Genomic DNA, 11,911 nt, shown 5'->3' on the forward strand with positions numbered 1-11,911 from the left:
CGATCGCGGCCTACGGCCGCTTATCAAAAAGAACCCCGCCTAAAAAGGCGGGGTTCGTCAGCAATCTGAAGCGCCGTTATCGGCGCTTTTTTTATGCGGATAGAGACGCGATAAGCACGCTCAATGTCGATAAAAACGAGTTGCTCAGGCTTACTGATTGTTCTCCGCATCTTCGCGCTTGATCACCTTGTGGCCTTCTTCGGTCACGCCATTTTTCCAATAGCTGCTGATGTAGATAAACTCGCGCTCCACATCACGATCATTGCGGAAGTACTGGCGCAGTGCGCGCATGCTTTCAAACTCACAGGCACACCACACGGACACTTGCCCGGCTAACCAAGGCTGAGCTTTTACCGTCTCGGCCAACGTCGGGGTGGTCAGCCAAATAATCTCCATCCCCGCGGGGGCGTCGAGTGGTTGAGCATCCTCTGCGGTATCGAGCTGGATCACTGCATAACCTTTGGCATTGTTAGGCAAGGTCTTGATCTTGGCCGATAGTGCCGGCAACGCAGTCATATCGGCCGCCATAAAGAACCAATCCGCATCGCGATTAATCGGCGCAATCGTCCCAGGGCCGGCAATATTAATGGTATCGCCCACTTGGGCATTCAGAGCCCAGCGCGCGGCAAAACCACAGTCGGCTTGCTCGATTTGATGACGAACCATATCCACTTCAATTTGCTGCTGGCTAGGCATAAAGCGGCGAATGGTGTAGGTACGCATCACGGGGCGCTCGCCTTCTGCTAATCCGCTCAGATCGGTGCTTCCCGCTTTATCAAACAGTAACTTGATATAGCCGCCTTCACACTCTGCAGGGAACGCCGCGAAAGCGTCGCTTTGTAAGGTCAAGCGTTGCATATTAGGTGTGACGGTTTGGGTATCAATAACGTGAGTGAGGTGATAGTTCGGCTGTTTCATGTTTTCTAACTTAAAATCATTATCATTTACAATTAATCATACCATTCGGATGCGGGATGTGTAAGTGCTTTACATTGTTTTACGCTTCTATACTAGGCAATACCCTGAGAAGTGAGTAAGATACATACGCATTATTATTACTAAAAAACAATCACATGGAGCAAAAATGAAGAAAGTCATACTCACGGGCGCGATGGCGGTGCTGCTGTCGTTGAACGTCTCGGCCTCTGAGCTCAAGCCGATCATGAAAGAAATGAAAATGACCTTTAAAGAGGCGGCGAGCGCACAAAGTATCGAAGCCATGCAAGCCCCGGTTGCGAAATTAGAAACCCTGATTGCGCAAGCTAAAGCGGGTAGCTATCCACCGGAAAAAGCAGAGACCTTCATGGAAGGGTTCGATAAGCTGGCGGTGACAGTAGAGGAAATTGATGCCGCGCTGAGCGAAGGCGACCTTGATAAGGCGCAACAAGGTTTGCGCCAAATTGATGCCTTGCGTGAAGAGTACCACGACAAACGCAACCCAAGCATTTGGCAGCGCTTATTCGGTTAATCGCGCAATCAGTGAACGTGACGATAGCGAGGGTATGATGGCGACTCAAAAAACGATTCTGCGTTATCCCTCGCTGTCGGTAGCATCTGCATTTGAGAAAGAACAGGCGTTGATCCACCGAGTAGAGCAGGGTGAACTCAACGAGGCATTACTGCTTTGGCAGCCAGATGCGCAAACCTTGGTGCTGCCAGCAGGCCAAAAATGGCCCCAAACGCCTGAATTGCGTCGCGCCCTATCAGCGTTAGGTTGGCAAATACAGAGCCGCCGAACAGGCGGGGCGCCGGTGCCGCAACTACCCGGCGTGATTAACGTGTCTTACCTGACGGTGTGGCCGAATAACACCCCTTATCATATCCAAACGGCTTACAAATATTTTTGCACCATTTTGCAGTCTTTTTTCCATCAGTTAGGCATTACGACCACGGTGGGTGACACGCCCGGATCGTATTGTGATGGTGACTACAACCTCAATATTGCCGGCAAAAAAGTGGTGGGCACCGCTCAGCGTATTCTGCATTTAGGCACGGGAGCAGGTTCAGCCAAACAAACCGTAATGCTGGCACAAGCGTGTCTGCTGATTGATGCCGATTGCCAACATATTGTTGCCCCTGTATCGCTGTGTAATCAGCTTTGTGGTCACCCCGATCGCATTGAGGCCGAGGTACATACCCCATTATCGGCGCACCTAGATGAACTGCCGACAACCGAACAGCTGTTTCAGTTGTTGACTCAAGCGTTTATAGCGAGGCCACCACTTGTGGTGGGCAAGGCTTGAGGCCGCGGCTCAATATAGTATGCTTTAGCACAATCGTGCCTAAAACAAATCCCAAGGAGAGAGGAATGCGCGTCCATCTTGTTATTCACGAGGCGTTTGAAGGCCCAGGAGCCATTTTAGATTGGTGTGACGAGCGTGCCTATCATGTGACCACCAGTCATTTGTATCGGGGCGAGCCGTTGCCAGAAAGCGGTGAAGGCATTGACCTGCTGGTGGTACTCGGCGGGCCGCAGAGTCCAGATACGCCACAGTCTGAGTGTCCGCATTTCGATAGCCAACGCGAGCAAGCGCTGATTAGGCAGTGTATCGAACAAGGCAGCGCGGTGTTAGGGATTTGCCTCGGCGCGCAACTGATTGGTGAAGCCTTGGGCGCGCCGTATCAGAAAAGCCCTGAGCCCGAGATTGGCTATTTCCCCATCCAATTAAGCGAAGATGGCCACATCGACGAGCACATTCCGCACTTCGCACCGCAAGAAATTGTGGGCCATTGGCACAATGATATGCCGGGGCTGACACCCAATAGCCGTGTATTGGCTAGCAGCGAAGGCTGTCCGCGCCAGATCGTGAAGTACGGACCACGGGTGTATGGCTTTCAATGCCATCTTGAGTTGACGCCTCTGGCGGTTGAAGGTTTACTGCAAGCCGCCTATCCAGAGGGCGAGGCCGCTAACAAGCGCTTTATTCAAGACCCTGCCTCCATTCGTGCCTTTGATACGGCTCCGATGAATGCGCACTTGTTTGCCTTTCTCGATAGTGTGCTGACTGACAACGATCTCGTCACTGAGTGGCTGTTTTAAGCAATTAGGTTAGGAGCACGGTAACCGCCACTGTGCTCCGCTGCTAGGCGTCATTGTTTGAGCGTCATCGTCTGAGCGCCATCTACCGCGTCTTAGTGCAACATGCCTTCACACACGGCGGTGACATCATCATCCAATAAACTCAACTCGACGGCTATCTTCATCGCTGCCACCACATCACTTACCGGCATGCTCGGGGCGCGGTGTTTGCACGCTTGTGCTGGGCTGTAGGGAATATGAATAAAGCCGGCGCGTACCTCGGTGTGATGAGCCAGCGCATGCATCAAGCCATAAAACACGTGGTTACACACAAAGGTGCCCGCGGTGTAAGAAACACTGGCAGGATGATGCGCTTCGTTTAATGCGTTCACTAAACGATTGAGGGGCAAGGTAGAGAAATACGCAGTGGGTCCAGATGGCACCACCGGCGTACCATGCGGCTGCTTACCGGCGTTGTCGGGAATGGGCGCGTCCTGATAATTGATCGCGACCTTCTCTAAGCTTATCTCTGCGCGACCACCGGCTTGGCCAAGGGCGATCACCATTACCGGACTGAGCGATTCTAGCGCGCTGTGTAACGTCGGTAAGCTGTCTGCAAAGGTGCAGGGCAGGCGCACGGCTTTAACAATGCACTCCTCATTAGGCTGCCAGCCTTCTAATGCTTTTGCCACTTGCCAAGACGGGTTATCGCTCTCGCCGCCGAACGGTTCAAATCCAGTAATTAAGATGGTGTGCATGCCATGTCCCTATTGATGTGATATTCCTGAGATAAAAGGACTTTACCGCAAACACTGACAGGGGTCACCTTTGTGTTTGTTGTGAATGCTGATTAAAAAGTAGGCGCATTTGCAAAGGTCTCGCTACGCTTACTGAGTACTGTTCACAGTGAGGGTAAACAATGAAACACTTACTTTTGGCACTGATACTTGTCGCGGTACCGGCGACTGCTGATACCTTTAGAGCCCATTGTCGTGATCGTGCGCCTGAGTTGATCCCTACCGAAGCGGGATGTGATGGGCCAGTGGCTGAAATCATTACTGTTGCGCTAGAGAAAATGGGCCATACCGTCGATTGGTCAACGGTACCTTGGGCAAGAACGATCAACGTGGCCGAAGTTGGGGAAGTTGATATTATTCCACGTCATTCGATGAACAATGAGCGTGAGGCCTTTTTGAATGCCGTTCCGTATGGTTACAGCGTCCGTGAAGTGTTTTACATCATCGGTCCAAACGTTAACCAGCAAATCAACAGTTTTGAAGAGCTAAAGCAGTATCGGATCGGCGCACTGCGTGATAGCTTCTACTCCGATTTATTTAACAATACTGACGATCTTAAGCGTCGCTATTACAACGACACGGAACAAATTATCAAGGTGCTGGAAAACGGGCGCATTGATGTGGCAGTGACATCTTCCAGTCATGATATTGATAAGTTCACTGCGGTGAGTGCGTTCACTCAAGCTAATTTTGTTGACCGTTTTTATAATGGACGCTATGTCAGCATTCCGAAAAAATCACCGGTGGCGAATTATTTCCCTGAGTTTGAGCGGACTATTCAGCAAATGGTTACCTCAGGCGAAGTCAGTGCCATTTTTGAAAAATACGGTCAAACGCCGCCTGAACAAAAACCGGCGAACTGATCGTTTAATCATCCACATATAAAAAACGCCCCAGAGAGAACTCGCTGGGGCGTTTTCGTGTCGGCGTTAACTTTATTGGCTCTCAAACAGATAGAGATAATCCTCATAACCGGCATCGGCCATTTTATCGACGGGCACAAAGCGCATCGCGGCTGAGTTCATGCAATAGCGCAAGCCGGTGGGGGCAGGACCATCCTCAAACACATGACCAAGGTGCGAATCGGCGACCTTGCTGCGGACCTCGGTGCGCGTGTAGAACAGGGAGTTATCCGGCTTAGTAACCACATACTGCTCATTAATGGGCTGTGTGAAGCTCGGCCAGCCAGTACCGGATTTGTATTTGTGGGTGGAGGAAAACAGCGGCTCGCCCGAAACGATATCCACATAAATCCCCGCTTGCTTGTTGTCCCAGTAGCGATTGCGGAACGCGGGTTCAGTACCATCTTCTTGAGTGACTTCATACTCAATGTCTGACAACATTGCGCGAATTTTCTCATCCGAGGGGCGCGAGTAGCGGGTGTTCGTTGATGTCATCTCTTCCGCTTTTTGCGCATCAATCATCTCACGCAAGGTGACCGGGTTGTCTTTGCGATCATCACCAAAAATCTCGTCCAGATACTGGTCACGCCCTGATGCATAGCGGTAGTAGCTATAGCGAATGCTGTGGTTTTTGTAGTAATCCTGATGATAACTTTCTGCGGGCCAGAATTTCTCAAACGGGATTAACTCGGTTTTCAGCGGCTTTTTAAACACGCCTAACGCTTCAATTTCCGCCATAAAATCCGCGGCAATTTGCTTTTGTGTTTCAGAGCGATAAAAGATCGCGGGACGATATTGCGGGCCACGGTCAACGAACGAGCCTTGGTCATCGGTGGGGTCGATATGACGGAAAAACTGATCCAGCACCTGTTCATAATTCACGACGTTAGGATCATAGGTGACATCAATCACCTCAATGTGTCCACTGGTGCCGGACGAAACCTCTTTATAGGTGGGATTTTCAAGCTCACCGCCTGAGTAGCCAGACACCACATCAATCACGCCGTTGAGCTTTTCAAGATCAGATTCTGTACACCAAAAGCAGCCGCCAGCAAGGGTCGCTTTTTGGTAGCCTTGGTCTGTGGTGGCGGTATCTTTCACCGCTGCATAACTTGCTATCGATAGCAAACTGAACGCTGTAAACGCGATAACGCGCCACATTGACTTGTGCTGTTTCATGATCGCCTCGTTATTAGGGTTGGTGAGGATAAAGACCTGCGCGCCAAGCAGAAACTTTCATCCTCTCCCACTTTTCTGTTGTTACAGATAACGTAGCGCAGAAAAGCCCTTAGCGATCACCTACCAAAGCAGCTGACCCAACACAGGGGCAAGCAACACAGTGACCATGCCAGCAATCATCATCACCACACTCGACACCACCCCTTCGGCATGGCCTATCTGATAGGCTTTAGCGGTGCCGGCTCCGTGTGCTGATGCGCCCAAACTTGCGCCGCGTCCTAAGCGCGAGCGAATCGCAATCACGGTCAGAATACTTTCACCAATCGCCATCCCAATCACTCCAGTGAGAACCACAAACAGCGCGGTGAGATCGCTTTGCCCGCCAATCGCTTTGGTGGCTTCTACGGCAAAAGGGGTGGTGATTGAGCGCATCGCCAAACTGCGTTGCAGCAGTTCAGACAGCTCAAACACCCGCGCTAGCACCACAGTACTGGTAATCGCGACCAGCACCGACACAGTGACTCCGATTGACAGGGATAACCAATGGCGGCGGATGAGCGCGCGGTTATCATACACAGGGATCGCAAACGCTACAGTCGCCGGACCCAGAAGCCACAGCAGCCAGTATGATTGCGCCATGTAGTCTTGATACGGAATATTAAACCCGACTACCACCGCGACAATCAGCAAGGGCGCGAGCAACAATGGCATCACCAGAATCGAGGGATGACGGCGATACAGCCATTTGCTCATGTAATAAAAGCCAAGAGTCATTAAAAAGCAGGTAACGCTTAATAACGAGGCGTGAAGCCAAGCAGGTAAAGCAGACATCATGGCTTAGCACTCCGGTTTTAGATCAGGGTGGTGCGTGTGGTGCTGGTTACTGCGGCGGCGCGCCATTTTAACCTCAAAACGATACACTTTATCGACCACCCAAGCGGTTGACGCAATCACCATCGCGGTACTTAAAATCAGAACAACCATGATCTTACCGCCTTCTTGCAGCAATAAATCTTGGTAGTTGACCACCGCCACCACCGCCGGCACAAAAAACAGCAACATCTCGGCTAACAGCCACGCTGCCCCGCGACGTAACCAATCGGCACGGACAATTTTCAACATTAATGCGCCTAACAACAGCAACATACCGGTGAGGTTGGCCGGTAGTGGAATAGCAAAGGTTGTGACCAACCAATCAGACAAAAACCAAATGCCTGCTAAGACAAAGACTTGCAGTAAGGTAAGTAAGGCGTTTTTAATCAATTGCATCGAAGGCGTGCCAAGAATCTGTGAGATGGCTCATAGTTTACGTCTTGGCAGAGAGTGAATAAAGTGACTTTTTTTTATTTAAACTATGCCAAAATGGCATGATTAACGATTAGCTTTTAAGGGCCGTTTATGGATATTCGTGCGTTGCGCTATTTTATTGCCTTGGTGGAAAAGCAGAGCTTTACTGCCGCATCGGCGTCGTTGCATGTAACGCAACCGACAATCAGTAAAATGGTGCGTAACCTTGAGCAAGATGTGGGTCAGCCGTTGTTGCACCGAGAGGGAAGGCGGTTTTGGTTAACCGATGCTGGTGAAGTGGTGTATCAGCGTGCGCAGAGCATTATTGCTGAGTTCGAGCAGCTAAATTCCGAGCTCGATGATCTCAACCAACTGGCGCGCGGCCAGCTTAGATTGGGGATGCCACCGATGATAGGGCCGCTGTATGCCAATGTGTTGCGTGAGTATCGTCAGCGATATCCGAATGTGGCGCTCAGTATTGTTGAATACGGGGGGCGGCGCACCGAACAAGCGCTGATCAATGGGGAGATTGATGTGGCAATCACCATGCTCACCGACACCCAGCCCGAGTGCTTGCAAAGCTTACCCTTACAAACTCACCCCATTTATGCAGTGCTGCCCAACCAAGCCGTGTGGCGTGCGCAAAAAAGCCTGACATGGCAGGCAGTGAAAGATGAGCCGTTTTATCTATATAGCGCCGAATTTACCTTAAGCGACCGGATTATTGCCCGCTGTGAAGAGCACGGTTATCAGCCCACCATTGCCGCGCGTAGCAGTCAGTGGGATTTTTTAGCCGCCTTGGTGAAAAGTGGTGCTGGGGTAGCGTTTTTACCCGCGCCCTTATGCCAGCGCCTTAGCGCCAGCTTGGAGGACAGTGAATTATTGCTAGTGAAACCAATAAGCCCAGCGATTGAATGGCAACTTGGGTTAGTGTGGCACGGCGAGCGCTATGTCTCACGCACCGCCGAGGCCTGGATGCAGTTGTGCCAGTCGACAGAGGTGCATCGATAGACTCAGTGCTTTGATCCACAATGCCTTTTAGTACGCAATATGGTGGTGATACTAAATTCGATGCTCAGAGATGGCGTGATGTGGGATGAAAACCTTGCTAAAAGTTAATGATTGACGACATAGTTGATTGTTATACAACGCAATTCACACTAAATTGCCAATTGCACACTTGAATTACATTATCCTATCCCTAACACTACACACATTAGTTGGGCTGTTCTGTATATTATTTGTCATTCCTTGCAAGCCAAGTACTAAATGATCTAGTATTCGCTGTAGAACAACATTGTTGAACAGAACATACGGCCTTTGGCGACTCCTCCCACCATACGGGATGTGACGACCCAGAGGCTTTTTCGTTTTATGAGGCTAAGATGTCCCGTCGTACTGTTGCAATTTTTGTTGATGCCGGTTTCTTTAATCGAATTTTCACATCGGCTGTTGATCCTGAAATGAAAATGGTTCCTGAAGATCTCGCAAAGAAAATGTGGCACTACTGGATAAAGCATGTCGACCGTAAAAATGGTGAAGACCTATACCGCATCTACTACTATGATTGCCCACCTCTAACGTTAAAAGCACACCATCCGATTACTAACAAACAGATTGATTTTTCAAAAAGCGACATCACTAAATATAAAACTGATCTACATGAGGCTTTAACGCATCAACCGTATGTAGCATGTCGTATGGGCCATCTAAGTACCTCTGATAAGGAATGGGGTTTCATTCGTAAAGATAAGGTACATAATTTCAATAAGCTTATCCGTGGTGAGGTTGATCCCAAAGACATAGAACCGAATAAAGTTTCTCTACGTCCTCGGCAAAAAGGGGTCGATATGAAGCTAGGTATCGATATTACCAGCGTAGTTTTAAAGAAACTCGCGAACAAGATAATTTTAATTTCAGGTGACAGTGACTTTGTCCCAGCAGCTAAATTAGCCAGAATAGAAGGTGCGCATTTCATCTTAGATGCAATGGGGCGAAAGGTAAAAGGCGATTTAGCGGAACATATAGATGGACTTAAAACCTTTATCTATCAAGTTACACCTCAAAAATAGAACCGGTAGCAGTCAGCCTAAAACCAAGTGTAAAGAAGCAGTTTAAACCAAACTCAATATGGCTCACGGATGCTTAACGAATAGAGGAATCCATGTGGTCCTGTTAAGGGATGGGCAACGCAGTACCAATTCCGCAGTGTACCACCTTAATTAATGAAACCAACGCACAGTATAAATGTCGCGCGTCGCGAACCCCTCTTGAACAGTTAAGCCTAAATTCCCACTAAGCTTTGCATTAATGCCCTCGTTGATTGCCTATAAAAATCACACGCAGATTCGATAATTTTTATTTCGTCTAAGGAAACTTCTAAATCATTAACTGATTTGGGATGTGTAAGTCGATTCCTTATACGGACAGCCTCTTTAAAAATACACCACTCATTACCAATGGTATTTAAGGGATTATCAATACCTCTAGCTTTCGATGGAACTGAAAAAGAGAGCTTTACACTATCTAAAATCGAAGATTTAAGCGGCAGCTTCCTTCCATTCTCACCAAATTTATAACCATGAAGTTTGTTTATTTGCAGTTTCGTTAAAGCAAAAACCCCTGCTTGATGACAATCTAACCAAAGTTGATTTAATCGATAGGTATTGCCATCGATGAAAGAGAAAACGGCTTTAACATAAGCTCTTCTAGAGTATGGCGTGCACTCTTTACCCCAAATTTCAGCGGCTTCACGGCAGTCAGCGACTAGAACATCGAAAAAGTCAGCATAATATCTAATATTCACGAATTCCCCATTTTAAAAAATTGATGCTTAATACCCAATTATAAGAAATTTTCTATATGAATTTTAAAGCTATTTTTCTTCACGCAAGCTTTGTAAATCTCAACGTTACTATTCACAGTTTTAGCTGTTTCTATGAACATATCACGAAGTGACTCTGACTCAATTTTAGAACCAATAATTATTTTTTTCAAAGAGTTCGGGGTGTAAGAAACCAACCCAGATTCTTTAAGTAAAAATCTATATTCGTTTTCATAACTAAAGCAATTTGGCTTGTTAAAAATAAAGGTATTAATAGCCCGTTCAGTATTTCTATCTTGAAAACTAAAACCAGGTGCTTCTTCTATACCCATATGCTGACTAAATAGTTGATCAGTTGCGAGTAATTTTGGATAACCATACTCGACTTTTTGATGCGTCTTACAACCATGGTCTTCAAAACTTTTTTTAAGAATTTCATCATCAAAAACTAGACAAATTCCTGACAATTCAGCCCCATAATGAGTCCACATTAAAAGATCAGACTCTAATATGACATTTTCCGAGTCAGTACCCATACATAAAAGAGAACATTTTTGTAATTCATTGATATCAGGTATGACTCTAGGATCGATTTTTTCTTCGCTCGGCAAGATGCCAAACATATTCTCTGTTGGATCGTTGAGATTCTCTAGCTTTGAAAAGAAAAGAGAATGTGTTCTCAAAGCAGTCAGAGAATTCATATTTGCAGTTTGAAATTTATATAGTGCCACTGGATACTCCTAAGCTTATAACGAATGATATGGATTCCCCCTCTTGAAGATCTGCCACACTTAGGTGCGGCCTTTAATACTGGAGGTAACCATGTCTACTCAATTCTTTTGTGGCGTTGATCTCGCCAAGCACCACTTTTCTCTTCACGCGGTGGATGACCACGGAAAAGTCATTCTCCATAGATCTGTTTCACGCGCCAAACTACTGGCTACATTAGCAAATATGCCTACGATGTGCATAGGCATTGAGGCCTGTAGTGGGGCACATTATTGGGCCAGAGAATTCAACAAGCTCGGTCACGATACCCGTATCATGGCCGCAAAGTACGTCGGTCCTTATCGCACAAAAGGAAAAAATGACCTGAACGATGCCGTTGCCATTTGTGACGATGTTCAGCGTCCAAATAGCCGGTTCATTCCTGTTAAATCACCCGAACGCCAAGCGATTCTCGCCATTCATCGTGTACGTGAACATTGGGTCAATTAACGTACGCTTGGGTTAACCGAATAATGTCTAATGGCCCTGTCACATGATTGGCAGGCAGCGGTGAGACCGCAGTAAGAGACCTTCTATATGTGTTTGCCGTAAGCAATGACTTAATGGCGGAAATGACAGAACGAAGTAGACGACTTTGCTGTTCGAGAGCATTGGCTGCTGCGCAGCCAAAAAAATGCTATTGCCTATTGACCGGAGAAGGGCTCATATGTGTTATATGCTTTGTGAGCTAAGACTCAAAAAAACTTGTAAGTTACCGAATAAGCTCTTGAATATTTGACCACTAGCCACCAAATCATAACCATATCATTTTGAAGGTTTTTTTGTATGACGAAGCAAGCACCTAAAGTTTTTATTTCATATTCCCACGATACACCTGAGCACAAAAGATGGGTTCTAGACCTTGCAACCAGACTTGTTAATGCTGGTGTTGATGCGAACATCGATGCTTGGAGTTTAGAACCAGGTGATGATCTTCCTCATTTCATGGAAACGCAACTCTCTCAATCAGATCGCGTGATAATGGTTTGTACAGAAAACTACGTAAACAAAGCCAATAAAGGGGCTGGCGGTGTAGGGTATGAAAAAATGATCGTCACATCAGCTTTGATGCGAAACATAGATGATAACAAGGTAATTCCTATAATTAGACAGGAAGGCCTGAATTCAGATAATA

General features: G+C 47.5%; 14 protein-coding genes and 1 pseudogene. 8 read left to right on the forward strand and 7 right to left on the reverse strand.

From position 1 onward, the window contains the following. Window positions 1-150: 150 nt before the first annotated feature. Window positions 151-918: a siderophore-interacting protein gene (locus tag BGK46_RS13115; protein WP_069589924.1), complete on the reverse strand. Its 768-nt coding sequence runs from the start codon at window positions 916-918 to the stop codon at window positions 151-153. Window positions 919-1,084: 166 nt separating this feature from the next. Between BGK46_RS13115 and BGK46_RS13120 the strand changes: the two genes are divergently transcribed. The 3 genes from BGK46_RS13120 to BGK46_RS13130 all read left to right on the forward strand — a co-directional run bounded on the left by BGK46_RS13120 (window position 1,085) and on the right by BGK46_RS13130 (window position 3,040). Continuing rightward, the gene (locus BGK46_RS13120) at window positions 1,085-1,468 is read left to right on the forward strand and encodes a cytochrome b562 (RefSeq protein WP_069589925.1); all 384 of its coding nucleotides are present in this window, start codon (window positions 1,085-1,087) and stop codon (window positions 1,466-1,468) included. A gap of 37 nt (window positions 1,469-1,505) precedes the next feature. Continuing rightward, the gene (locus BGK46_RS13125) at window positions 1,506-2,243 is read left to right on the forward strand and encodes a lipoate--protein ligase family protein (protein ID WP_371440491.1); all 738 of its coding nucleotides are present in this window, start codon (window positions 1,506-1,508) and stop codon (window positions 2,241-2,243) included. Between the two features lie 65 nt (window positions 2,244-2,308). Then, complete coding sequence (locus BGK46_RS13130) at window positions 2,309-3,040, forward strand: glutamine amidotransferase-related protein (RefSeq protein ID WP_069589928.1); 732 nt, start codon at window positions 2,309-2,311, stop codon at window positions 3,038-3,040. 92 nt (window positions 3,041-3,132) lie between these two features. Here the strand turns inward: BGK46_RS13130 and pcp are convergent, their stop codons facing one another. Then, window positions 3,133-3,777 (reverse strand): pyroglutamyl-peptidase I, encoded by a 645-nt coding sequence (pcp, locus tag BGK46_RS13135; protein ID WP_069589930.1) that lies wholly within the window; start codon window positions 3,775-3,777, stop codon window positions 3,133-3,135. A gap of 161 nt (window positions 3,778-3,938) precedes the next feature. Here pcp and BGK46_RS13140 point away from each other — a divergent pair, with 161 nt between their 5' ends. Continuing rightward, entirely contained in the window at window positions 3,939-4,679 is a 741-nt protein-coding gene (locus tag BGK46_RS13140) for a substrate-binding periplasmic protein (protein WP_069589931.1), read from the forward strand. 72 nt (window positions 4,680-4,751) lie between these two features. Here BGK46_RS13140 and msrB read toward each other — a convergent pair whose 3' ends face one another. The 3 genes from msrB to BGK46_RS13155 all read right to left on the reverse strand — a co-directional run bounded on the left by msrB (window position 4,752) and on the right by BGK46_RS13155 (window position 7,166). Beyond that, window positions 4,752-5,897, reverse strand: coding sequence for a peptide-methionine (R)-S-oxide reductase MsrB (gene msrB, locus BGK46_RS13145; protein ID WP_084781463.1), 1,146 nt, complete (start codon window positions 5,895-5,897; stop codon window positions 4,752-4,754). Window positions 5,898-6,017: 120 nt separating this feature from the next. Then, window positions 6,018-6,728 (reverse strand): LrgB family protein, encoded by a 711-nt coding sequence (locus tag BGK46_RS13150; RefSeq protein WP_069589951.1) that lies wholly within the window; start codon window positions 6,726-6,728, stop codon window positions 6,018-6,020. Window positions 6,729-6,734: 6 nt separating this feature from the next. Further along, complete coding sequence (locus BGK46_RS13155) at window positions 6,735-7,166, reverse strand: CidA/LrgA family protein (protein ID WP_069589932.1); 432 nt, start codon at window positions 7,164-7,166, stop codon at window positions 6,735-6,737. A gap of 129 nt (window positions 7,167-7,295) precedes the next feature. Between BGK46_RS13155 and BGK46_RS13160 the strand changes: the two genes are divergently transcribed. Both BGK46_RS13160 and BGK46_RS13165 read left to right on the forward strand, forming a co-directional pair. Continuing rightward, complete coding sequence (locus BGK46_RS13160; protein WP_069589933.1) at window positions 7,296-8,195, forward strand: LysR family transcriptional regulator; 900 nt, start codon at window positions 7,296-7,298, stop codon at window positions 8,193-8,195. 374 nt (window positions 8,196-8,569) lie between these two features. Beyond that, the gene (locus BGK46_RS13165) at window positions 8,570-9,256 is read left to right on the forward strand and encodes an NYN domain-containing protein (RefSeq protein WP_069589941.1); all 687 of its coding nucleotides are present in this window, start codon (window positions 8,570-8,572) and stop codon (window positions 9,254-9,256) included. A 212-nt stretch (window positions 9,257-9,468) separates the two neighbouring features. On the opposite strand, the gene BGK46_RS13170 is transcribed toward BGK46_RS13165, so the two are convergent. Both BGK46_RS13170 and BGK46_RS13175 read right to left on the reverse strand, forming a co-directional pair. Next, entirely contained in the window at window positions 9,469-9,990 is a 522-nt protein-coding gene (locus BGK46_RS13170; RefSeq protein ID WP_069589943.1) for a hypothetical protein, read from the reverse strand. A gap of 38 nt (window positions 9,991-10,028) precedes the next feature. Beyond that, on the reverse strand, window positions 10,029-10,739 hold the full coding sequence (locus BGK46_RS13175) for a DUF2971 domain-containing protein (protein ID WP_069589945.1): 711 nt from the start codon (window positions 10,737-10,739) through the stop codon (window positions 10,029-10,031). A gap of 91 nt (window positions 10,740-10,830) precedes the next feature. Between BGK46_RS13175 and BGK46_RS13180 the strand changes: the two are divergent. Both BGK46_RS13180 and BGK46_RS13185 read left to right on the forward strand, forming a co-directional pair. Then, window positions 10,831-11,220 (forward strand): annotated as a pseudogene (locus BGK46_RS13180) (IS110 family transposase); the annotation flags it as partial. 342 nt (window positions 11,221-11,562) lie between these two features. Then, on the forward strand, window positions 11,563-11,911 hold a 349-nt coding region (locus BGK46_RS13185; protein ID WP_139130786.1), incomplete at its 3' end, for a toll/interleukin-1 receptor domain-containing protein.

Origin of the sequence: Salinivibrio sp. SS2 (genome assembly GCF_001722075.1) — a bacterium.
In the GTDB taxonomy this organism is placed as follows: Bacteria; Pseudomonadota; Gammaproteobacteria; order Enterobacterales; family Vibrionaceae; genus Salinivibrio; species Salinivibrio proteolyticus.

What these genes read in the sequence shown, in the direction of transcription:
- BGK46_RS13115 (WP_069589924.1), bottom strand. Translation starts at nt 918, where the DNA reads ATGAAACAGCCGAACTATCACCTCACTCACGTTATTGATACCCAAACC.
- BGK46_RS13120 (WP_069589925.1), top strand. Translation starts at nt 1,085, where the DNA reads ATGAAGAAAGTCATACTCACGGGCGCGATGGCGGTGCTGCTGTCGTTG.
- BGK46_RS13125 (WP_371440491.1), top strand. Translation starts at nt 1,506, where the DNA reads ATGGCGACTCAAAAAACGATTCTGCGTTATCCCTCGCTGTCGGTAGCA.
- BGK46_RS13130 (WP_069589928.1), top strand. Translation starts at nt 2,309, where the DNA reads ATGCGCGTCCATCTTGTTATTCACGAGGCGTTTGAAGGCCCAGGAGCC.
- pcp (WP_069589930.1), bottom strand. Translation starts at nt 3,777, where the DNA reads ATGCACACCATCTTAATTACTGGATTTGAACCGTTCGGCGGCGAGAGC.
- BGK46_RS13140 (WP_069589931.1), top strand. Translation starts at nt 3,939, where the DNA reads ATGAAACACTTACTTTTGGCACTGATACTTGTCGCGGTACCGGCGACT.
- msrB (WP_084781463.1), bottom strand. Translation starts at nt 5,897, where the DNA reads ATGAAACAGCACAAGTCAATGTGGCGCGTTATCGCGTTTACAGCGTTC.
- BGK46_RS13150 (WP_069589951.1), bottom strand. Translation starts at nt 6,728, where the DNA reads ATGTCTGCTTTACCTGCTTGGCTTCACGCCTCGTTATTAAGCGTTACC.
- BGK46_RS13155 (WP_069589932.1), bottom strand. Translation starts at nt 7,166, where the DNA reads ATGCAATTGATTAAAAACGCCTTACTTACCTTACTGCAAGTCTTTGTC.
- BGK46_RS13160 (WP_069589933.1), top strand. Translation starts at nt 7,296, where the DNA reads ATGGATATTCGTGCGTTGCGCTATTTTATTGCCTTGGTGGAAAAGCAG.
- BGK46_RS13165 (WP_069589941.1), top strand. Translation starts at nt 8,570, where the DNA reads ATGTCCCGTCGTACTGTTGCAATTTTTGTTGATGCCGGTTTCTTTAAT.